This window comes from Aurantiacibacter suaedae, assembly GCF_005434915.1.
Classification (GTDB): Bacteria; Pseudomonadota; Alphaproteobacteria; order Sphingomonadales; family Sphingomonadaceae; genus Alteraurantiacibacter; species Alteraurantiacibacter suaedae.
Genome location: NZ_SKCG01000002.1, coordinates 922,737 through 945,114, shown reverse-complemented (window position 1 = coordinate 945,114; position 22,378 = coordinate 922,737). Strand labels below are relative to the sequence as shown.

Sequence of the window (22,378 nt, the reverse complement as noted above, 5' to 3'; positions counted from 1 at the left end):
GGTCATGGCCGGGTCCGCCTTGATGTCGCGGCAGAACACCGGGGTGCGGTCACGGCGATAGCCGATGATGATGTCGCCGAGGCGCTTCTGCAGGTCTTCGAGGTCCGAAGCCAGGCACAGGATGGCCATGATTTCCGAAGCCACGGTGATGTCGAAGCCGGTCTCGCGCGGGAAGCCGTTCGACACGCCGCCGAGCGGGCCGACGATCTGGCGCAGCGCGCGGTCGTTCATGTCGAGCACGCGGCGCCAGGTGACGCGGCGAAGGTCGATGTCGTTCGGGTTGCCCCAGTAGATCGAGTTGTCGATCATCGCCGAGAGCAGGTTGTGCGCCGAGGTGATGGCGTGGAAGTCACCGGTGAAGTGGAGGTTGATCTCGTCCATCGGCATCACCTGCGACTTACCGCCGCCGGCGCCGCCGCCCTTCACGCCGAAGCAGGGGCCGAGCGAAGGTTCGCGCAGGCACAGCATGGTCTTCTTGCCGATGCGGTGAAGCGCGTCAGAAAGGCCGACCGAGGTGGTGGTCTTGCCTTCGCCCGCAGGCGTGGGGTTGATCGCGGTGACAAGGATCAGCTTGCCGTTGCTGGTGGTGGGCAGGGTGGCGGTGTCGACCTTGGCCTTGTACTTGCCATAGGGGATCAGCGCATCGTCGGGCACGCCGGCGTTTTTCGCTACCTCGGTGATCGGAATGAGCGTCGCCTGGCGGGCGATTTCGATATCGGTGGGCATGCAAGGTCCTCTCTCGTAATGTAGGCTGCCGCTTTTTGCGGTCAGCGAAGCGGACATGGGAAGATGCTGGCACCCCCCCATGTCCAGATCCAAGATCGACTAGGCGTTCTTGCGATACTTTTCGCGTGCGTGCTGGTCGATCGGAGCGGGATGCACCGTCGCACGGATCTTGAACTGCACGTGATCTTCCACCTGAACCTTCGCAGACGGGGTGGGCTCACCCCAGACCACGGTCAGTTCTGTGCCAGGCTCGGCATGCGCCGCATCGACAACCGAGATCGACAACATCGATTCAAAGTTGGCCGAATAGCCAGTGTGCAACGAGCGGCCGACGCAGTTGCCCGATGCATCTTCAACGCGGTCATAGTGATAGGTCGCATAGTGGGCGATCGGCAGGTTGAAGAACTTGGCCTTCGGCCCTTCACCGAACATCGAGGCCCAGCACTTGGCCGTGTCCTCGGCATTCCACTGCAGGGTCACCTTCTTGTTCTTCTCGTCGAGGCCCGCAGCCTTTTGTGCTTCAAGCGCATCGCGACCGATGAAGTCGTGATCGAAACGCATCACCTTGCCGTAGCCGACATCGTAGGGCGAGAAGTAGTAATCCTCGATATTCTCGGAATAGAAGCTACCGCCCAGCGAGACGGCGGAATCGACGTCGTCAGCCGGAAGCCATTCGCGGAACGCCTTGGTGCTTTCACCCGAATAGAAGGCCGGCAGCGGACGCGGCAGCCAGCCGGATTCAAGCGAGTTTGTGAGATAGGCACGGCCACCCACGCGGATCAGGCCATGCTTGGCGCCCGCTTCGAGCACCGCGTCGATCACCGGCTGGCGATCTTCCCACGGCACCACGAATTCGAAACCCGGCTCGCCCGCCATGCCATGGCGCAGTGCACGAACCATCTTGCCTGCAATGTTAAAGCGCGTGCCCTTGAAGAAGCCGACAGTAGGCGGTTCATGGCCCAGCATTTCACCGATCACGGCCATGGCATCAGGGCCTTGCACTTCGAAGCGGTAAACCAGCGGATCGCCACCGCCAACACGGCAATAGGATGGATTGTCACGCACCAGCTCGACATCATAGCCGCCGGTTTCGGCGTGGAATTGCAGCCAGCTGATGGTCGGCGGGATGCCGACGGCCTGGAACTCGTCCTCTTCATATCGGAACAGGATATTGTCCCCGATCAGCTGCCCTTCGGCATTGGTGGCAATATACTGCTTGGCCGAATCGATGGGGAACTTGGCGACCGAGTTGATAGCGGTCTCCTGGATCAGCTTCAGCGCATCGGGGCCCTTGATGTTGAGATCGGCCATGTGGTGCGACTGATCGAACAGCACCGCGTTGGTGCGCCATGCCTTCTGCTCGTCACGCCAGTTGGTGAATTCCGGGGTCACTGGGGTGGAAACGATGGGTGGGTCCTGTGACTCCCAAAGCATGGTGTGCGGATTTCCCGCTTCGGAAATTCGTTGTTCAAGGCTTTTTGACATCTGAACTCTCCTCCAACAACCCGGACATTCCAGGCGTCTCGTTGATGGTGCCGCCGTCAATTTCGCGGGCGACCATGGAGCGTTTCTAAGGCGCTGGCCTATGTATTGTAAAACATGTTATATTGAACAAGCACCTTAGGAAAACATTGCTATGCCCTTGCCGTTTACCTTGCGTCAGTTGGAGTATTTCGCTGCAATTGCGGCGGAGGGATCGCTCTCGGCGGCGGCCGAGCGCTGCAATGTTAGCGCGACTGGACTGGCGCTTGCGCTGGATGAGCTGGAGCGCAACATGGAAATCCAGCTGGTAATCCGCCGCAAGGGAAAGGGAGTTGAACTTACCGCGGCTGGGTCATCGCTTCTGCGCCACGCGCAACAATTGCTGGCGGGCGCGGAAAGCTTCGCGGATCAGGCGGCGCAGAGTTCAACGGGTCTCAGGGGAAGGTTCGTAGTCGGGTGCTTTCCCACGCTCGCGCCGTTTTTTCTGCCCGCCGCCATGGAGCATTTTGGCCGCGAGCACGCCGAGCTTGAACTGTCCTTTGCGGAAGGATCCGCCCCGGAATTACTCGACCTTCTGTTCAAGGGGCAGATCGACGTCGCGATCCTGTATAGCGTCGACGTTTCGGGACAAGTCGAGCTTGAGCCCATTCGCGACTACAGGCCCTATGTGATCATTGCGAAATCTCACAGGCTGGCAAAGCGAAAAAAGGTTTCCTTGTCCGACTTGCTCGAAGAGCCGCTGATTCAGATCGACATGCGTCCGAGCCGTCAAAACACGGAATACATCTTTGCTTCACAAGGCCATCAACCCTCGATCCGCTACACGACCAAAAACTACGAGCTTGCGCGGTGCATGGTCGGTCGTGGCCTGGGCTATTCGCTGCTCATCCAGCGTCCGGCCACGCTGCGCACCTATGACGGGCATGATGTTGCCATCCTGGAACTGGAAGATGACCTGTCTCAGACAACGGTCGGCCTCATCAGACCGCATGGCGCACCGGAAAACGCCAAATATATTGCCCTGCGCGATTTCCTGAAGACGCACACGAAAGCAGCGGGGCTTCAAGCCCCGCTCTAACTTCATTCCAGCCTTGCAATGCTTCGCGAACGTCACCGCAAAGGTGGCTTAACGCACGAGCACGCCTGTTTGACCTGACCTAAACCAGAGTATAGATACTGGTCGGTATGCTAATTTGGATATGCGGCGACCTGGGCTGGTTGGTGCGCAGGACGGCACAAGAGGCAAAGCATCATGAGCTTGATCATCGATATTCACGGCCACTACACAACCGAGCCGGAGGGTCACATGGCGTTCCGCGCGCAGCAGCTGGATGCGGTTGAGAACTCGCTCGCATCGCCAGCCTACCCAAACATAACCGATGACGAAATCATCGAGAGCATCGAGCAAAACCAATTGCGGGTTATCCGCGAACGCGGCGCCGACGTAACCGTGTTTTCGCCCCGTGCATCAGGTATGGGGCACCACCTTGGCGACGCGCAGACGAGCATCGAGTGGACGCGCCATTCCAACGATCTGATCAAGCGGGTGGTGGACCTCTTCCCTCGCAACTTCGTGGGCGTCTGCCAGCTTCCGCAGTCGCCCGGCGCCGACCTGAATTCCTCGATTGCCGAACTTGAGCGTTGCGTAACCGAGCTGGGTTTCGTCGGCTGCAACCTTAATCCCGATCCATCCGGGGGCAACTGGCAAGGCCCGCCTCTGACAGACCGATCCTGGTATCCCTTTTTCGAGAAGATGTGCGAACTGGATGTTCCGGCGATGATCCACGTATCAGGATCGTGCAATCCGAACTTTCATGCCACCGGCGCCCATTATCTCAATGCTGACACCACGGCCTTCATGCAGTTCCTGCAGGGAGACCTGTTTGCCGATTTCCCTGCGCTGCGCTTTGTCATTCCGCACGGCGGCGGGGCTGTGCCCTATCACTGGGGCCGTTATCGCGGGCTGGCGATGCGCATGGGCAAGCCTGATCCGGGCGAGCACATCCTGCCCAATGTCTGCTTCGATACCTGCGTTTACCACCTGCCCGGTATAGAACTGCTGCTTGACGTGATCCCGATCGATAACATCCTGTTTGCCTCGGAAATGCTAGGTGCGGTTCGCGGCGCAGATCCGGAAACCGGGATCCCTTGGGACGACACCAAACAATATCTGGACGCTCTGGATCTTTCGGCGGAAGATCGCGCAAAGGTATTCGAAGGAAACGCAAGACGGATTTATCCCCTGCTGGACAAGCGCCTCAGCGAACTGGGAATTGGCTAGGTTTACCGAGCTGATCGGAGACCTGGCTCGCGCTGTTTGCGCTCCGGTCCGTTCATCGAAAGGTCTGCTGCTGTCAGCTTTATGCAAGAGCGAAGCCTCGATGCCGCCCACGTCTCCAAAGGCCTATCGCCAGATTGTCGAACTCGAAGAACCATCGAACTTCGCGGCAGACAATCCTGCAAGCGCGCGCAGCACCGGCGAACAGGACGCCTAACGCGAATAGGCGAGTTGGAAGGCCTTGAGAGTGCTGCGCACAAGGTCACCCACGTTTGGTCCGGTGCCGTTGCCAATCCCCGAGGACGCGCCATAGGTGAGCTCAAGCACAATCGCGCCCAGCACCTCAGGATCTGGATCATTCCAGCCAGGAAAGATTGGCAGCAAGAGCCTGCCTACACCGCGCCATTGTTCGCGAAACAGTTCGGAATGCTGGCTTCCATAGGTTGCGTCGCGCTTCGCCCTGCGCAGAACTTCGAGAGCAAGCGCCCCCCACACCGGGTTGCTTGCCCGTTTAATCGACCATTCCGCTATCTTTTCGATAATCTCGTCAGGGTCGGTCACGCCTTCAAGCATGGCAGTAATTTCAGGCACGTCCTGCCCGGCATGCAACTCCAGCATTTCGAGGAAATATTCCTCTTTGCTATCGAAGTTCGAATAGAAGGCCCCCTTGGTGAAACCAGCGGTGTGCGCGATCTTGTCGATAGAAGCGCTCTCGTAGCCCTCCTTGGCGAACACTTCCGGGCCTTTCTCCAGCAGCAACTGGCGGGTGCGTGCCTGACTTTCTTCACGGCTCATCGTTGGCAAAGCGGACGTCCTCAAATTACGGCAATGACAGTGGCTAGCGACCAGAACACCATATATTCAGGACCACTTTTGTTCCAGCGCCAGGCGAAGCCGTGCATTTTCAGCACGGCATAGCTGGCGCCCGCAAGCACGAACACGGCCAGCCCTGCCGCGATCCGCGGAAAAATATCAAAGATCAGGCCGGCCGCAGCAAGGAATTCGAGTGCGATTGTAAGCCACAGGAAAACTGGCCCCGGTTTGAGGCCGATACCTGCGAAAGTCTGCTGCGCCAGCGAGGCGTTCTTTATCTTGAGGATTGCGTGCGGAAGCAGCCAGGCCCCGCACATGATGCGCAGGAGATCCTGCCAGTCGAGCGCCGCCATCAGGCGAGCGCCCGTTTCAGATAGGAGGGTTCAAACACCCCCTTTGCCATCTCGCGCTTGTCTTCTTCCAGCAACCCGGCACGAATCATCAGGTCGATCGATGTCGCCAGCGCCGTTGCCGTCACTTCCATATGTGCTGGCCACATGCCCAGATCGCGCATGTAAACGTAGCCGCGATGGGCAAGCTGGGCATCATCCTTCGTGGTGATCGACTGGAAAATCTTTGCACATTCCGCTTCGTTCGCAGGATCATTGGCATAGGCATAACCCTTGTCGAGCGCAGAAAGGAAAGGCCCGATCACCTGCGGGTTTGCATCCAGCCAGCTCTTGTTGCCGATGATGCCGGCAAACACCACTTCGGGAATGTAGTCGGGAATTTCGCCGATCAGATTGTAGCCTGCATTCTCAGCCATGAAATTCCACGGTGCAGGCTGGGGGGCGGCGTCGATCTCGCCCTTCTGCAAGGCTTCCCAACGGGTGATGTGGATGCCCGCGAGTTCGAAGTCATAATCTCCGGGATAGTGCAACCCATGTTCGGCCAGCATGATCTGGGTGTAGATCGCGGTGCCTTCGGTAAGCGATGAGGTGCCAATCTTGCTGCCCTTCATCTGCTCCATCGATTCGATCCCGGGCCGAGCGACAAGCGACATCGGCAGGCGGTTGGAATTGGAAGCCACAATCCGCAGGTCGCCGCCATTCACAAAGTCCGCGATCGCGCCTTCCGGGGGCGTGATTGCCAGTTCCGCTTCCTCGTCGAGCAAAGCCTGGGTCGCCTTGCTGACACCCCCCAGCTTCTGCAGTTCGACGGCAAGCCCGGCCTGGTCGAAATAGCCCTTCTCCAAAGCTACAAATACAGGCAGCCAGTTGAAACCCTGCGCTGCGCCGACCAATCTGAAAGTTGTTTTGCTCATTCGATCCTCTCCGCAATTGTTGCGTTCGTATGCCAGATGAAATACCAATGGGTATCTTAAATTGCAATCCAAGGCTTGCTGTGCTGCAGGTTTTAACTCTCTCGGGAGCTGGAAATGGCTGAATTTGCGCCGATCCTCTATCTGAAAAGCTCGTGTCCCTTCTGCCTCAAGGTGGCCACCTATCTCGCCTCTATCGGCGAGTTCGCAGACATGGAAATTCGGGCATTCTGGCCGGACGATCCAGAAGACGAGGTCATTCGGAAGGAGCTGGAAGGCAAAACCGAAAAGGTCAGCTTCCCAACGCTGCAATTCGCCCCTGGCGAATACATGATCGAATCCGATGCGATTATCGAGAGATACCGGCAGAAGAGCGGCATCGACCCTGAAAGTCTGCCGTTCTACCAATACGTTATCAACGGTCCGATGCGGCGCATGCGAGAGCAATTTGCCGAAATCAAGCGCTTGAACGGCATCGTAGAAGAGAACTTGCAAACGTAAGGTGAAGCGCAAGCCAATTGCAAATTGCCGCTTGTCGCGAGAGATTCCTCAGACGTTCCGTACTGTTTGAATGAAGGAGATATCGGATGGCCGGTCAATCGATCAAAGGGTTCGGGCCCGTTGCCAAGTCTCTACACTGGCTGGCGGCGCTGCTCGTAGGTTGGCAGATGCTCAAGTTCGGCGACCGGATTGATGATGGTGAGCATTGGGTCGGCCAGACGCTTGTTTCCTGGCACATATCGATCGGCACCTTGATGCTGGTGCTTGCCGTTTTCTGGATTCTTCACGCCTTTGCCGTCCGCAAGGAGCGTCCGCCCTATGATGCTTCCAACGCCCTATATGTGAAGGCTGGTCACCGCCTCATCTTCGCCGCGCTTGTCCTCCTGCCGCTCACCGGCATTCTCAGGATGGTAGGCGCTGGCTATCCGATCGAAGCCTTCGGGATCGAGCTTTATCCTGCTGGCGACGAAATCGACTGGGCAGCGTCGATAGGCAGCGTCCATTCGCCTCTGGCCTGGGTGTTTGCCGCGCTGATCGTCGGCCATGCGACGATGGCCCTGTTCCATCACTTCGTTCTCAAGGACGATACGCTTTCCCGCATGACCCGGTTGCGCGCGCGCGACTGACGCCGGACCCGGCATCGCCGTTCTGCGCTTAGCCGACCGACAGAAACAGGATATGGTGTTGCGGTCAATCGCGCGCAGTGGTCGACAGACCGATACGGCGGGTAGAGTATCCAGATTGAGAATGGTCTTGAGCGAACCAAACAACAAATTCTACTTCGACGATATCGTGCCTGATGCGCAATTGCTGTCGTCGGAGACTATGCTGGACCGCGAGGCGATGCGCGACTTCGCCAGGCGATGGGATCCGCTTCCGATCCATCTCGACGAGGAGACTGCCCGCAAGGCAGGACTGGGCGATATCACCGCGTCGGGCTCATTCCTGCTCGCAACGAAGAACCGCCTGCTTTACGAACTTGGCGTGGATATGGCGGTGATTGCCAGCTTCGGCTTCGACGAGGTGCGCTTCAAGGAACCCGGCAAGCCAGACGACGCCGTGCGCCTGCGCCTGACTTGGCTTGAGAAGCGACTATCCACCTCGCGCCCGGACAGAGGCATTGCAAAGCACCTTGGCGAACTTATGCGCGCTGATGGAACGGTGATTTTGTCGCTGATCGATACCGTGATGATCAGGACACGGCCAAAGGCCTAGCCGCGAAACGGCCGGTGCATGGTTCAGCACCCGGCCGCCATCTCCGGCGCTTCAAGTCCGACACTTGGCGTGCCACTCAAGTGACTGCCCCCAGCAACACTACCGAAATGGTGGCTGGCTGGTCAGTGCGATTGCGCCAGGCATGCCGCGCGCCTTGCTGAACCACCGTATCGCCAGCGCTCAGATCCACGATCTGCCCGTCATCAAGTTCAAGCGAAACCGTCCCGCTCACCACTGTGACGTAATCCACCGTTGGCGTCTGATGCATGCCCGGGTTGTCCGGCTCCATCCGCTCTGCGATGCCGGGGGACGCCTCGCCCATTTCAGGCCCGGCGACCACCGGATCCCAGTCCGCCATCGAACTGTCAGGCGGAAAGGTAATCACCCAGAAAGACGATCCACCTGCGCCAGTCACCATCGACCCGCCGGCCGCCATGGCATCGTGCTCTGCTCCCAAGGTAAGGTCCGGCGTGCCCTCAAGGCGCCAAAGTGGCGCCGAGACAAACCCCGGCGTGTGCTCAAGAATCATTTCGCGCGGCGATGGCCCGTCGCTGATCACCAGCGACCTGCCGCTCGCATCCTTGCCGGTAACGATACGCCTGACTTTCATCCCGATCTCTCCCCAAATTTCAGAAACTATTCAGTATCAGAGATTTTCCAACGAAACAAACATTTGCGCGCAAAGTGCCTAGTTTGGCTTGAAGAATCACGCTTTCAGATACTATACAGTATTCCGAGAAGGATTGGGAGAATTCCGATATGACGAAGATGCGTTCCGCACGTTTGCACGCGATCAACACACCGATGGTGATTGATGAGGTTGAAAAGCCGGTTGCCAGCGGCAGCGACGTGGTGATCCAGGTCAAGGCGTGCGGACTGGTGCCCAATCTCGCCAATGTATTGAACAATTGGGAAAGCTGGTATCCGCACCAGCCGCTGCCACCAAAGCCGGCAACCTTCGGTCTCGATCCTGCCGGTGTCGTCACCGAAGTGGGCGATCAGGTTGTTGCGATCAAGCCCGGAGACCGGGTCTACGTCAACCCACTTCGCTCTTGTGGAGCCTGCCACGAATGCGCCTCCGGTGCACCGATGAAGTGCGACCATTTCACCTTCAACGGCTATTTCGGATTTGGTCCGCAAAGCGCCGAGATCTACAAGCGATATCCCGATGGCGGTTTTGCTGAGTTCATGCGCGCACCGCAGAGCGCCATCGTCAAGATTCCTGACAACATGACCTTCACGCAGGCTGCCAGGCTGGGCTACCTCGGTACTTCCTATTCTGCACTCAAGAAGTTCGGCGGCCTTTCCGGCAAGACCCTGATTATCAACGGGGCAAGTGGCACCCTTGGCGTTGGCGCAACGATGTTTGCGCTCGCAATGGGCGTTGCAAGAATCTTTGCCGTGGCGCGCGGTCGGCCGTTGCTCGAACGGATCAAGGCGCTTGCTCCGTCGCGGATCGAAACCTTTTCCACCGAAGATGGCAGCACGGCTGAATGGGTGCGCTCGCTGACTGGCACAGGCGCCAATTTCATGTTGGATTGCCTGGGCGCCAAGGCTGACACGGCATTGATGAAGGATGCCATGATGGGGGTCCGGCGCGGCGGAACCATCGTCAATATCGGCGGCACCGGCAGCGACATGCTGTTCAACACCAAGTGGTGGATGGACAATTCGATGACGTTGATCGGATCGGCCTGGCTGACCACGGCCGAGGGCATGGAAATGGCCGCCATGGTGGAAACGGGCGTGATCGACCTGTCGGTTCTGGAAACCAAGGCGTTCCCCCTGGACGCGGTAAACGAGGCAATTGGCGGCGCAGCGTCAGGCAGCGGCGGCTTCACCAGCTACGTGCTTCAACCCTAGCCGAAAGCGCGGGAGCAAAAGGCAAAAACCATGAACACTTCGTCCACGTCAGAGACAAGGCCACGCCATCGCCCGCCGTTCCGCGCGGAGCATGTTGGAAGCCTGCTGCGCTCGAAAGAATTGCTCAAGGCCCGCGAGCAGGCGGCGAGCGGAGCGATCACGCTGAAACAGCTTCGCGCCCTTGAAGACTCGGAAATCGCTCGTTCGGTCAAACGCCAAGAGGAGATCGGCCTCAAAGTCGTCACAGACGGGGAAATGCGGCGGACAAGCTGGCATATGGACTTCCTCTGTGAAATTGACGGAGTTGAAAATGCCGGAACACAGGTGCGCTCATTCGAGAACGAGACCGGACCCGTACGGAACGAGATTACCTTCCCCCGCATCACCGGGAATCTTTCGCTCAGCCAGACCATTTTCGGCCATGCTTTCACGTTTCTGCAGGGGGTCACGACTGTTACGCCGAAGCTCTCCATCCCGGCACCGAGTATCCTGCACGGCTTGGGAGACACGGAGTTCTATGACGATGAGGATCAACTCTTCGATGATTTGATCACTGTTTATCGCGCGCAAATCCGGAAGCTGGAAGAGATCGGTTGTACCTATCTGCAAATTGACGACACGATGTTGGCGATGCTCGCGGACTCTTCCTACGTCGAAAAGATGCGCCGTGTGTCATCGGCGCCGGAAAAGCTCGCGCTGCGCTACGTTGATCTCCTGAACCGCTGCATTGCGGAGCGATCGGATAAGCTCACCGTTTGCGTGCACACGTGCCGCGGCAATCATCGGTCAGCCTGGACCGCATCTGGCGGCTACGATCCAATAGCCGAAGCGACGTTTTCCGAGTTGCAGGTCGATGGACTCTTCCTCGAATTCGACGATGCCCGTTCCGGTTCGTTCGAGCCTCTGCGCTACGTGCCGAAGGACAAGCACATCGTGCTGGGTCTGCTAACCAGCAAGAAGGCAGAACTCGAAGAACCGCAGGCGCTAGCGCGCCGGATAGACGAAGCAGCGCGTTTCATAGACCTCGATCAGCTTTGTTTGTCCCCCCAGTGCGGCTTTGCATCGACATCACAAGGCAATCTGCTGACCGAGGACGACCAATTTGCAAAGCTGCGTTTGATCGTTGAAACGGCCGAGACTGTGTGGGGCGAGGCGTAATGCGAAGGGGGGACTCGACCGCCTAATACCCTGAGCGCCGCAACTACAATGCCAAGATCTCCTTTCAGCGCACCTACAAACTGCAGGTCACCGGCCCCGACCCGGCGGCTCTTACCGCTAATCTAAGACCCGCACCTATTATCCTGCACCAAGGAATGGCTGGCGAAATCGGGTTCGAATTACAGGGACCGATAGGCTGGAGTTGGCGCGGGCCGAAATCCTTTACCTTACGTTCACCTTGTTCGAAGACGAACCGATCACCCCCATTCCGATGGAGCCGTACCAGCTTTGTTGGGGCCCCCACACAACTAGGACACGCAGGCCCCTGCGAAGTTTCAGGATTGCGACCGGTAGGTGCGCCGCGCGGCCTCGTGGATCGGCCACGACTGGGCTTCGCAGCGAATTGTCACCTGCCGATGTTCGTGCACCGAGGGTTTGGCCGTTCCACCATTCGGTTCGCCCCAGACCAGTTCCAGTTGGGTGCCCGGCTCGGCAAATTCGGGATCCACCATCGAGACCGACAGATAGGCGCGCTCGTTGGCGCTGTAGAGAGGGTAGCCCGAAATCCCCACCAACTTGCCGTCCTTCTCAATGCGATCATAGGGATGGATGGCATAGTCGGCAGAGGGCATGTCCATCCACATCGGCATCTGGCCGGGCTGGAACAGGCCACGATAGACCTCGGTCACGTCATCGCCGTTCCATACGAGGATCACCTTCTTGCGATGCTTCTTGTCCTTCATTGCCAACAACGCGTCACGACCGAGGAAGTCATGGTCCCAATGGATCACGCGGTCATATTCGAGGTCGAACGGCGTCAGATAATAGTCGCTGACTTCCTCGGGCATGAAACTGCCGCCCACGGAGGAAAAACCTTCAAAGTGCGCCGCCGTGAGCCACTCGCGATAGGGCCGCATGTCCTCGCTTTCATAGATCGCCGGAAGCGGTGCGGCGAACCAGCCGGATTCGCCTGCCGTCGCGCTGTAGGATCGGCTACCGCCGCGCAGCATGCCGTGCTTCTCGCCAACCTCGAGAAGTCTCGCCTCGACTTTGGCCTTGTCTTCAAACGGCCCCCACATTTCCAGCCCGGCAACACCGCCCATCGCGTGGCACAGGGTTTTGACCTTGCAGCCCGCAATGACCATGTCCCCCATCGAGAAGAATCGGGTCGACAGCTCGCCGCCCTCGTTCACCTCGTTGAGGATATCCATGGCGTTGGGCCCTTGTACCTCGAACCGGTAATGCGGGCGCAAGTTGTTGGGATCGTAAGCCCGAAGGTGGTCGATGTGGACCTCGACATCGTAGTCACCCGTTTCGGCGTTGAATTGCAGCCAATTGGGCACCACTGGGCGACCGACCACCAGCACGTCATCATCCGCATAGCCAAAGATGATCGCGTCGCTGATGAGGTATCCGTCCTTGTTGCAGCACACGATCTGCTTGGCCTTGTTGGCCCCGAACCTGGCGAAATTGTTGACCGAGAAGTCAGACAGCAAGCGCCGCGTGTCGGGCCCTGTGATGCGCAGCTCGGTCATATGGAATGACTGGTCGAAGAGGATGGCCGACTTGCGCCAGGCCTCGCTCTCGTCGATCAAATTGGACCACATGGACTGGACCGGGAATTCGAAGGCGCCTGTCTGCGCATTCTGCAGCAGACGGGCCGCACTGCCTGCTTCATCGATCATCTGCTGGAGGGTTTTCATTGCTATTTCCTTATGACATTCGCGAGCCGGGAAGGCAGGCGGCAGGCGCCCGCCTTCCCGAACAGCCTAGGGAGAGGCTGCGGTTAAAGGGGGTTAGAACTCGAAGCCCAGCCTGGCGTAGAATTCGCGCGGGCGGTTGGGCGAACCGTAGACCTGCCCTGCGCTGCTGGTCAGGCCATTCACGATGAACCGCTCTTCGGTCAGGTTCGTCACACCGCCAGCGATTGACCAGCCATCGTCATGTTTGAAGGTGACGCTTGCATTGATCACATTGGTTTCGGGCCGACGCAGCAGGAACGAGCGCTGCGAGTCATTCCACATCTTCGAGGTGTAGGTATAATCAGCAAGCAACATGATCGCGTGATCGCCCACCGGAACATCTATTCGCGGAGAGATGTTGAAGGTGACGTCCGGCACCTTCAGCAGTTCGGCACCATCGACCAGACCAAGCTGGAGGTAATTCGGCGCACTGGTGTTGGTCAGCTCGTCCAACTCGCTGTCCATCAGGCCCGCAGATGCCGTGATGCTCACATAGTCTCCCAAGTCGATCAGGAAATCAGCTTCAATGCCGCGAATTGTGGCCGTACCGAAGTTGCCGATTTGCGGATTGGGCCCAACCTGGATCAGCAGTTGCACGTCGTCATATGACGTGCTGAATGCCGCGAAATTGGCTTGGAGGCGTCCGTCGAACAGGGTCGACTTCACGCCCGCCTCTAAAGTTGCGGCGGTCTCTTCCTGGAAGACGATGGGAGCAGCAATCGGAACGCTGGCGCGGGTACTCCAGCCGCCCGACTTGTAACCTTCGGTGTAGCTGCCATAAACCATGACATCATCGGTCGGGTACAACTGCACACCCAGCTTCATCGAGAAGTTGGAGAAGTTGCGCGGAGGCGTGTCGCGCGTGTACAGGCGGAGGGGCTCATCCGGGTGCGGGAAGCGCGCAAAGACGGAACACGGCACAGTGCCCACGCCGGGGATAAATCCGGTGCCATTGACCGGGCAATTCAGGACATCGTAGTTGAACGAAGACAAATCCGTCTGCGCGATGTCGATCTGCTTGTCTTCTTCGGTATATCGCGCGCCTGCGGTGAAACCGAGCCATTCGGTCACGCGCCAGTCAGCCTGACCGAAGAAAGCGACACTCTCGGTCTCCAGATCGATCGGCCCTTCTGCAGTCCAGATACCAGCACCGATAGCGACGTGGTCAAGCGCATTGGCTTCTTCTTCAAAATAATAGGCACCGAGGACCAGGTCGAGTTGTGACGTGCCAATGTCGAAGTTGCCAAGCAGTTGCAGCTCCTGGCTTAACTGTGACTGGTCGGCCATGTTGGAAACCGTGAAGAAGCTTCCCGGAGAATTGTCAGCATCGAACCCCGAACGCCACGACAACTCGCGATAGCCGGTGATTGAGCGCAGGGTTATCTGGTCAGAAAGATCAAAGGCCAGATTGGCCGACAAGCCCCAGGTTTCGGTCTTTGAAAAGTTGATCCCGGTTGCAAACGATTCGTCCCAGTCACTACTGATGAAGCGATCATTCCACACCAGCATGTCATTATTCGGGTCGCCATCGACATTGACGCTACCGAGCGGCGAAATCTGCTCGTTGGGAAGCAATTCGTTTCCACGAGGGTTGTTGCAGAAGCTCTGCGCATTGCGCGCGAGGATTTCGGCCTGTGTTGCTCCGATGCAGAAGTTGTAAATGCCTGCGAAGTTGAGGCCTGCGCCAGGCGTCAGAGCCGTTCCCGGAATCGCCGGGGCACCGGGGCCGGCAAAATTGCCGCCGAAATCTTCCAGTACGTCCAGGATTACGTTGGGCAAACCGGACGTATCGGACTTGTAATAATCACCGCTGATCGTGGCCGTGAACCTGTCAGTAGGCTCCCAGATCGCCTTGCCGCGAATTGTCCAGTCATTGATACCGCCGGCGTATTCATTGGTGTCATAACCTGATTCGCGGAAGATGCGCGGGGATTCCTCGACGAAACGCTCATTGGTGACAAAGGGCACACGCTTCTGGAAGCCGCGGCGGTTGTTCGATGCCACAGTGACATTTGTCCGCAAGGTTTCGGCCAGTGGGATGTCGATCGTGGCGGCAATGTCGAGGCGTTCATAGCTGCCCACGGTCACTGATCCGGACATCGCAAAATCATGACCCGGCGTGCGGGTCACCACATTGATGGCACCGCCAATCGTGTTGCGCCCGAACAGCGTGCCTTGCGGACCTTTCAGGATTTCGACGCGCTCCACGTCAGGCAGCGTCACGTTCGCGCCAACGGAACGCGCCAGGAAGATACCATCGACATAGACACCGACGCCGGGGTCAACATTTACAGCAAAGTCATTCTGGCCGATCCCGCGGATCGAGGCACCCAGCGCCGCGCCCGAGCCAGCGAAAGGCGTGCCGGCGTCCAGCGTAACGTTCGGAGTGACGTTGCCGAGCTGGGAAACGTCCGCGATGGCACGTTCTTCCAGCGCATCGCCGCCGAACACGGTCAGGGCGATTGGAACTTCCTGCGCATCCTGGTCACGCCGCTGGGCAGAGACCACGATGACATTTTTGTCACGCGCGCTGTCAGCCTCCGCCCCTGAAGCGTCCTGTGCATTGGCCTGCGTCGAAATCTGAAGTGCCGCGCCACAAGCGCCGACAAGCAATAATGCCTTTTTCACCAGTTAACTCTCCCTTTCAGGCGCGTCTTTTGTGCGCGCTCTCGAATCCTCAGCTCAACAGCTCACGTCATTTTGAAAGCGTGATACCAAGCAGTATCTGAAATACTTTAGATTGGATTGTTCGTCAATTCGAAATGACTTTGGAGGCTAGAGGTGGCACTTTTGCCAGCTCGATGCAGGCATGCGCACTTCGTCGCTCCCGCGGTCAACGGGATGCGAAAAAGGCCGAGAATGAATAAAATGCGGGAGACCGACGTGCCTTCAGTCGGGGCTGTCTTCTCCGAAGCGCGGGGGCAGCCCTTCGCCTAACAAGGTGAGCCCAGCCATATCCCCGAAGCCCTTTGCAGGCGATTGGCCGAATTGCCGCACAAAACTCTCCGGCTCGGGCAATTCCGTGCGGATACACCTTTCGACGAGAGATTCGCTGACACCAAGCCCGCGCATGATCAGCGTCACCATTTGCTCCGGATAATCATCAGGCTGTTCCGACCGAAGCTGCGTGATCATCCCTGCCAGAGTGGCGCCATGCATAAGATCATACGCCAGCTGCGCTGAGCCTGCGTGGAACTGCTCAGTGACCATCCCTTCGATCACCGCCTCGATTCCGTAGCGCGCCGTCTCCTCTCCGAAGATCGGGCCGCCGGCGCTCAGGTTCACCATGGCCCAGCCCCATGCCGGATCTTCCCGCGTCCGGTGCATGTAATACCGTAAAGCGAAAGAACAGCGCAGCGCGCCAGCTGGCACCGTACGAATTATTGCGCGCACGGCGAGATTGAAATCGTGGCTGATGTCAAACGTCAGCGCGCTCAGCAATTCTTCCACGCTGGAGAAATAATTGTAAAAGGTGCCGCGTGCGACCTTCGCCTCTTTGCATATCTCTTCGATCCGGGTCGAGCGGCCGTCCTCCCTGCCAAGCAACAGGAAGGCGGCCTCGAGCATCTTCTCGCGCGTGCGGGCACGCTTCTGGCGACCGATTTCCGCGCGTTTTTCAAGACTGATTTTCCGACCCACTCGACCTCGTCCACTGCTTCTGGCCTCGATAATCCCAGAAGCGGTAGACATGCAAATTTCCGGCTATTGTTGGCCCGACTTGATCACTTTTTCGAAGTAAGGTGCTGGCGCGACCGTTGCACGGATCTCGCGCAGTTTGTGTTTTTCTATCGATGGTCGCAACGAATCGGGCTCACCCCAAAGCAGGGTAACCTCGGTGCCTGGCTCGGCGCTGTCGATGTCGACGAGCGCCAAAGACAAAAAGCCGCCAGCATTGGGCGAATAACCGGACCAGTTGGAAAGGCCTGCCAACTCGCCCCCGGACATCACACAATCCGCCTCGAATGTGGCATGCATGGGCGAAGGAATGTTCATATACTTGCCGCCCTCGCCTTCGGGCGCAAACATGGACGAGCGAATGATGTCCATCACGTCGTCCTCGTTCCACAGCAGACTGCGCTTAACGCGCCTCTTATTATCGCGCTTGGCTTCCAGCCCTTCGCGGCCGATGAAATCGCGGCTCCAATCCACTACATTGCCATAACCCACCTCGATCGGATCGACATAATAGTCCCTGATATCGGTGGAGACGAAACTCCCGCCCAGTGAGCCGATTGTTTCAAGGTGGTTGGTCGTCAGCCATTCGCGGTAAGGGCGCATTTCCTCGGAGTGGTAGATGGCTGGCAATGGCATGGGCATCCAGCCGGACTCGATCCCGGTCACTGAATAGGCATCGGCGCCCGCCTTGCGGATACCGAATTCTGCGCCCGCCTCCATGATTGCGCCGCGGATGACGTTTTGATCTTCCCAGGGGCCATACAGTTCGAAACCAGGTTCGCCCGCCATCCCGTGGCGAAGCGCCCGAACCTTTCGCCCGGCGATGGTCATCTCGCCGATGTGGAAGAACTTGATTTCCGGCACGTTGTTGTTGGTCAGCTTCTCCATCAGCGCGAGCGCATGCTTGCCCTGCACCTGCAGGCGATAGATATCGCGATCGCCATCGCGGACGGACAGCGGCAGATCGATCATCGCTTCGACATCATATTTGCCAAGGCCCGCATTGTATTGCACCCAGTCAGAAGCGAACGGCGCGCCAACGATACGGTAAAAGTCATCCTCCTCATGGAAGATGATCGCGTCCGCCAGATAGTTGCCATCGTGGCCACACATGACCAGTTGCTTCGCCCGCATGGTCGGGAAAGTGGCAAGCTTGTTTACGGAAAGCTCTGACAGCAGATCGATCACCTGCGGGCCACGCAAGTGCAGTTCGCACATGTGATAGGATTGCTCAAGCATGGCCACGCCCTGCTTCCAGGCGCGCATCTCGTCACGGAAATTGGTGAATTCCGGCGGAATCTTCGGAAAAACGTATCGCCCCAAGGGCGCAGAGCGCAGCAACTCTACAGACCCCCCGGCAGCATCCATCAGTGATTGCAGTGTCGCAGCGCGATTTTCGCCATTTCCGGCCATTTCAAATTCCCTCCCAGGCTCATGTTTATGAAGCCTAGTTCTTCCGCATTGCACATCTTGTCAATCTTAAACTATGATATTCGAGATTTTTGATATAAATGTCATCTTGAAAGAGTCGTCATCATAAGGCGGCCCGGTGACAGGTGGAGAGGACAGGATGTTTCCGAAGAACGCGTGGTACGTCGCGGCCATAAGCCGTGAGATCAAAGACCGGGGCGTCCTCTCGCGAACGATTTGCGAGCTGCCGCTTGCGCTTTACCGGGCGCAGGACGGGACAGTGGGAGCCCTGCTTGATCGCTGCCCGCACCGCCTTTTCCCGCTGTCGAAAGGCCAAGTGACGCAGGACGGCTTGAGGTGCGGCTATCACGGGCTGGCATTTGCCGCCGATGGGCGATGTACGCATATCCCATCGCAGGATGAGATACCCCCTAATGCACGAGTGGCCGCCTATCCCGTGCGTGAGAGTCACGGACTGATTTGGCTATGGCCGGGCGATCCGGCCCTGGCGCAAAACACCCCGTTGCCCGCATTCGAGACAGGTCCCGGTTACCTGTCAGGCCTCGACTTTTCCTGCCTCGATGAATGCGACAAGTGGGGCGTTGCCGGCCCCCACCTGATCGAGGTGGATGCCAACTACATGCTTGCGGTCGACAACCTGCTGGATCTGACCCACGTGGCCTTCATTCACGCCAAGACATTCGACAACTCTGCAATTCTTGGCAGCGAGAGGATTACGAAGACCCTCGGCGCAAACCAGCTGATCGACTTCTTCCGCTTCAAGAACCCGATGTCGGCGCCGCTTCGCGCAGCCTACATGCTCGATCAGGACATTCCGCTCTACGACAGTTTCCTGGAAACCTACTGGCACGCACCCGGCACGATGATCCTGGTGCACGGTGCGACCCCCGAGCGGGCAGACCGCGAGGAAAGCGGCACGATCGTCATGGGTATCAACGCCATTACTCCGGCCACGCGCACGAGCTGCCACTATTTCTGGTCACAAGCCGTTTATCGCAATCTGAGAGGCGGAGCCGTGCGCGATGCCTGGGAAATCGCCACGCGCAACGCCTTTGCGGAGGACGAGCATGCGCTGCGCACGCAGCAGCACAACCTTGAACGATTCGGCATGCAGGAACTCAGCGACGGCGTTTCGCTGATGTTGAAATCGGACAAGGCAATCACACTCGCCCGACGAACGATTGCTCGGCTTGTGAAGGAAGAAACCACAGGATCGCGGTTGAATAGCAGCCGCGACAGACAATGAGGGGAATTGTAACGATGTTGCCTGAAAGAATGCGTGCCGCGCGAATGTATGATGTCGGTTCCGACATGGTGATCGAGGAAGTGGAAACGCCTCGCCCCGGAGATCTCGACGTGGTGGTGAAAGTCCATGCATGCAATGTCGTGCCGAACCTTGGCAATGTCCTGAAAAACTGGACCACCTGGTTCCCACACCTTCCCTTACCCAACCTCCCTGCGACCTTTGGCCTTGATGCGGCGGGAACGATCGCGGCAGTGGGCAAGGATGTCGCCAACCTCGAAATCGGCCAGCGTGTCTACGTCAATCCGGGCCGCTCTTGTGGCACCTGCTCCGCCTGCCGCGCGCAAGATCCGATCAGCTGCGATTCCTACGTCTTTCAAGGATACTTTGGGTTCACACCTCGCGCCCAGGAGATATACGACCGATATCCGTGGGGCGGCCTGTGCGAATACATGAACGCGCCCGCCAGCGCGATCGTGACCCTGCCAGACAATGTGACATGCCAGCAAGCTTCGCGCCTGGGCTATACCGGCACCGGCTACTCTGCCCTCAGAAAGGGGGGCGCAGGACCGAACGTTACCACACTGATCACCGGTGCTTCGGGAACTTTGGGGCTCGGCACTCTGTTGTGCGCGCTCGGACTGGGGGTTACCAAAATTCTCGCCGTTGCTCGCAACAAGGAGCTGCTAGAGGAAGTTCGCCAGCTCGCCCCACAACGCATTCTCACCCATTCCCTGCTCGATGGCCCGATCGCACCCTGGGCGATAGAGATGACCGATGGCCTAGGCGTGGACCTGGCCATCAACTGCCTTGGCCCGGGGGCAGAACCCCTGCAGATGGTCGACGAGTTGCGTGCGCTGCGGCGCGGGGGAAAGCTGGTCAACACAGGCGCTATCGGGGCACCGGTGCCGGTCGATGTGCACACTTTGATGGACAACAACCAGCAATTGATCGGCTCGGCATGGTTTACCACGCCCGAAGGTCAGGAGATGGCCGAAATGATCAGCGCGGGTACGCTGGACATGGGCATATTCCGGCAGGAGTCCTACAGCCTGGATCGGATTAACGATGTGCTGGCGGGGATCGAAAACCGCCACGGTGGCTTTTCGAACTTCACCATTATTCCCAACCCTGAATGAGAGGCGAAGCCTTGCCGGGCGGTGCTTATACCGCCCGGCACAGCCAAGCTACCAGCCGGTCGCCATCGCCAGCACTTTATCTGACGACTGAGCGTCAATTGCCGAGCCTCGCCAGGCAACATGCTGGTCCGGACGGACCAACAGCATATCGGCAGCATAGACGGCGCGCGCGTTATCATCTTTGATACGCAAGACCTCGAGGGGAATTCCCCGCCGTGCTGCCACTTGCTCCATTGCCGAGGTATCCGCGTTACCGAAGGCCAGCAGCGTGAACCACCGTCCCAGCAGCGCGTAGACTGCCCGCCCGTCTTCCAGATAGACGCTCGGCAGGCGACCGCCCGGCACGGTGTGCGGAGTGTATGCCTCCGGATCGAACGGAACAATCGCGCCAGCCTCCTTGCACACCAGCGGCGAGGTAAACTGGTAGTGATAGCCCATTTCGATGCCCAGACTTTCAGCTTCCGCATTCCCGATGCGTTCCAGCTCCGCCATCATCGCCGCACGCGCCTGCTCGCCCGCCGGGCCATCGTCCTCAAGCGCGGCCTCCTTGCTGACGTAGATACTCGCCGCCTCCACGCGTAGATCGTTGTGCCGCCGCGCCGCGCTGCAATTGTAATTCCACACCGGCACGCGTTCGCGTTCGTATCCGGCAAGCAGCTTGGGCCCGCCAAAGCCCTGAAGCATGGCGGCAATCACCCACGCCGCGCCGTAGGCATCGGCAATGCCCGTATTCATACCGTACCCGCCAGTGGGAATATACTGATGTGCAGCATCGCCGGCCAGGATGCATCGCTTCGATACAGCCCGTTCCGCCGTTGCGAGGTGAGGCGACCAAGGATTGGCAACCTGTACTTCCATCGCGATCGGCTTGCCCACGAAGCGCGCCACCAGCTCCTTGGGGTCTGCCCCATCCACCGCGTTGGCGGGATAGCGCGAATGCAGCGTCCAGGTGTCGATATCGTTTTGCGCGATCAGCGTGCCGTGGTTTGACTGGTAGTGCCACGTTCGTCCCCAGCGCTGCAACAAGGCACGCGCCTCGTGATCGTCTGTGCGAAAGTGCGTCATGAAGCGTGGCATGATGTTGAACTGTCCGGCCAGCTTGATGCCAAGGGATTCGCGCACGGTGCTGCCGCCGCCATCGCATCCGGCCAGATACTTGCAACGCACCTGCTCGGTTTCGCCCGTTTCGCTGTGCCGCAAGGTTGCGGTGACCCCCTCATCATCCTCGGCGCAATCAACGATGCCAAGATTGAAGCGAACCTCGGACAGTTCTTCCTGCTCCAGCGCGGTTCGCAAGACCGGCTCGATCTCTGCCTGCGAGACGCGCATCGCCGGAGAATAAGGCTGCGAGCCGTCGTTGCGCTCGCGAAACAAGGCCCGAGCCGTTTGCGGTGATGGGATCGGGAATCGCTTGACCTCGTATCCGGTCATGCTGGTGACCCACGAGACATCGAAAGGGCTGTCCTCCGGCACCGCGACCGCGCGCAAGCGATCCTCCAGCCCGGCCAGACTGAACATTTCCATGCTGCGAACATTCGTGTTGTCCATCTTTGGATGGCGCGTGGTTGTCGCGTTACGCTCGACCAGCATCACATCGATGCCGCGCCTTGCAAGATCGCGCGCAAGCGTGAGGCCCACCGGCCCACCTCCAGCCACGAGAACAGAAACTTGCCTCATTTATCCCCTCCGATTGAGCGCCCTGTTAGGCGCAACATGACTGGGATAAACGGAAATGACATTTTGTCCAATATTGAACTTGCGACCGGGATGATTGCAGCTGCAAACGGCCAGTACGCACTGTCGCGACAGGGCAAGCACGGCAAACCAGCAGTAGAGTCGATAGCCCTTGGC

General features: G+C 58.6%; 19 protein-coding genes. 8 read left to right on the top strand and 11 right to left on the bottom strand.

Translation table 11 applies throughout. The features are described from left to right. Both E0473_RS10895 and E0473_RS10890 read right to left on the bottom strand, forming a co-directional pair. A partial coding sequence (locus tag E0473_RS10895) for a formate--tetrahydrofolate ligase (RefSeq protein ID WP_137678841.1) occupies positions 1–726 on the bottom strand: 726 nt, incomplete at its 3' end. A 99-nt stretch (positions 727–825) separates the two neighbouring features. Continuing rightward, complete coding sequence (locus E0473_RS10890) at positions 826–2,160, bottom strand: aminomethyl transferase family protein (RefSeq protein ID WP_241657453.1); 1,335 nt, start codon at positions 2,158–2,160, stop codon at positions 826–828. Positions 2,161–2,368: 208 nt separating this feature from the next. Here E0473_RS10890 and E0473_RS10885 point away from each other — a divergent pair, with 208 nt between their 5' ends. Beyond that, entirely contained in the window at positions 2,369–3,286 is a 918-nt protein-coding gene (locus tag E0473_RS10885; protein ID WP_161981577.1) for a LysR substrate-binding domain-containing protein, read from the top strand. A 174-nt stretch (positions 3,287–3,460) separates the two neighbouring features. Continuing rightward, positions 3,461–4,489, top strand: a complete 1,029-nt coding sequence (locus E0473_RS10880) for an amidohydrolase family protein (RefSeq protein ID WP_206663436.1) — start codon at positions 3,461–3,463, stop codon at positions 4,487–4,489. A 210-nt stretch (positions 4,490–4,699) separates the two neighbouring features. On the opposite strand, the gene E0473_RS10875 is transcribed toward E0473_RS10880, so the two are convergent. The 3 genes from E0473_RS10875 to E0473_RS15540 are packed head-to-tail and all read right to left on the bottom strand — an operon-like array spanning position 4,700 to position 7,073. Then, positions 4,700–5,281 carry a TetR/AcrR family transcriptional regulator gene (locus E0473_RS10875; protein ID WP_161981576.1) on the bottom strand — a complete coding sequence of 194 codons (582 nt, stop codon included), beginning with the start codon at positions 5,279–5,281 and terminating at the stop codon, positions 4,700–4,702. 20 nt (positions 5,282–5,301) lie between these two features. Further along, positions 5,302–5,652, bottom strand: coding sequence for a DoxX family protein (locus E0473_RS10870; protein ID WP_137680849.1), 351 nt, complete (start codon positions 5,650–5,652; stop codon positions 5,302–5,304). Beyond that, positions 5,652–7,073 carry an ABC transporter substrate-binding protein gene (locus tag E0473_RS15540; protein WP_206663435.1) on the bottom strand — a complete coding sequence of 474 codons (1,422 nt, stop codon included), beginning with the start codon at positions 7,071–7,073 and terminating at the stop codon, positions 5,652–5,654. Before E0473_RS15540 ends, E0473_RS10870 begins: the two co-directional genes overlap by 1 nt. A gap of 74 nt (positions 7,074–7,147) precedes the next feature. Between E0473_RS15540 and E0473_RS10860 the strand changes: the two genes are divergently transcribed. Both E0473_RS10860 and E0473_RS10855 read left to right on the top strand, forming a co-directional pair. Then, positions 7,148–7,687 (top strand): cytochrome b, encoded by a 540-nt coding sequence (locus tag E0473_RS10860; RefSeq protein WP_137680848.1) that lies wholly within the window; start codon positions 7,148–7,150, stop codon positions 7,685–7,687. Positions 7,688–7,814: 127 nt separating this feature from the next. Beyond that, complete coding sequence (locus tag E0473_RS10855) at positions 7,815–8,276, top strand: MaoC/PaaZ C-terminal domain-containing protein (RefSeq protein ID WP_161981575.1); 462 nt, start codon at positions 7,815–7,817, stop codon at positions 8,274–8,276. Positions 8,277–8,352: 76 nt separating this feature from the next. Here the strand turns inward: E0473_RS10855 and E0473_RS10850 are convergent, their stop codons facing one another. Then, on the bottom strand, positions 8,353–8,886 hold the full coding sequence (locus E0473_RS10850; RefSeq protein WP_137680846.1) for a cupin domain-containing protein: 534 nt from the start codon (positions 8,884–8,886) through the stop codon (positions 8,353–8,355). 149 nt (positions 8,887–9,035) lie between these two features. Here E0473_RS10850 and E0473_RS10845 point away from each other — a divergent pair, with 149 nt between their 5' ends. Then, positions 9,036–10,139, top strand: a complete 1,104-nt coding sequence (locus E0473_RS10845; RefSeq protein ID WP_137680845.1) for an alcohol dehydrogenase catalytic domain-containing protein — start codon at positions 9,036–9,038, stop codon at positions 10,137–10,139. Positions 10,140–10,169: 30 nt separating this feature from the next. Continuing rightward, positions 10,170–11,297 carry a 5-methyltetrahydropteroyltriglutamate--homocysteine S-methyltransferase gene (locus E0473_RS10840; RefSeq protein WP_137680844.1) on the top strand — a complete coding sequence of 376 codons (1,128 nt, stop codon included), beginning with the start codon at positions 10,170–10,172 and terminating at the stop codon, positions 11,295–11,297. A 335-nt stretch (positions 11,298–11,632) separates the two neighbouring features. Here E0473_RS10840 and E0473_RS10835 read toward each other — a convergent pair whose 3' ends face one another. From E0473_RS10835 to E0473_RS10820, 4 genes are all read right to left on the bottom strand, one after another. Beyond that, complete coding sequence (locus tag E0473_RS10835) at positions 11,633–13,000, bottom strand: aminomethyltransferase family protein (RefSeq protein WP_137680843.1); 1,368 nt, start codon at positions 12,998–13,000, stop codon at positions 11,633–11,635. 93 nt (positions 13,001–13,093) lie between these two features. Continuing rightward, positions 13,094–15,667, bottom strand: coding sequence for a TonB-dependent receptor (locus E0473_RS10830; RefSeq protein WP_137680842.1), 2,574 nt, complete (start codon positions 15,665–15,667; stop codon positions 13,094–13,096). A 261-nt stretch (positions 15,668–15,928) separates the two neighbouring features. Next, entirely contained in the window at positions 15,929–16,729 is an 801-nt protein-coding gene (locus tag E0473_RS10825; RefSeq protein ID WP_137680841.1) for a TetR/AcrR family transcriptional regulator, read from the bottom strand. A 12-nt stretch (positions 16,730–16,741) separates the two neighbouring features. Next, positions 16,742–18,181, bottom strand: a complete 1,440-nt coding sequence (locus E0473_RS10820; protein WP_241657452.1) for an aminomethyl transferase family protein — start codon at positions 18,179–18,181, stop codon at positions 16,742–16,744. Positions 18,182–18,284: 103 nt separating this feature from the next. Between E0473_RS10820 and E0473_RS10815 the strand changes: the two genes are divergently transcribed. Both E0473_RS10815 and E0473_RS10810 read left to right on the top strand, forming a co-directional pair. Continuing rightward, positions 18,285–19,391 (top strand): aromatic ring-hydroxylating oxygenase subunit alpha, encoded by a 1,107-nt coding sequence (locus E0473_RS10815; protein ID WP_137680840.1) that lies wholly within the window; start codon positions 18,285–18,287, stop codon positions 19,389–19,391. Between the two features lie 44 nt (positions 19,392–19,435). After that, entirely contained in the window at positions 19,436–20,527 is a 1,092-nt protein-coding gene (locus E0473_RS10810; RefSeq protein WP_241657451.1) for an alcohol dehydrogenase catalytic domain-containing protein, read from the top strand. Between the two features lie 48 nt (positions 20,528–20,575). On the opposite strand, the gene E0473_RS10805 is transcribed toward E0473_RS10810, so the two are convergent. After that, positions 20,576–22,204 carry an FAD-dependent monooxygenase gene (locus E0473_RS10805; protein WP_137680838.1) on the bottom strand — a complete coding sequence of 543 codons (1,629 nt, stop codon included), beginning with the start codon at positions 22,202–22,204 and terminating at the stop codon, positions 20,576–20,578. Positions 22,205–22,378 lie beyond the last annotated feature (174 nt).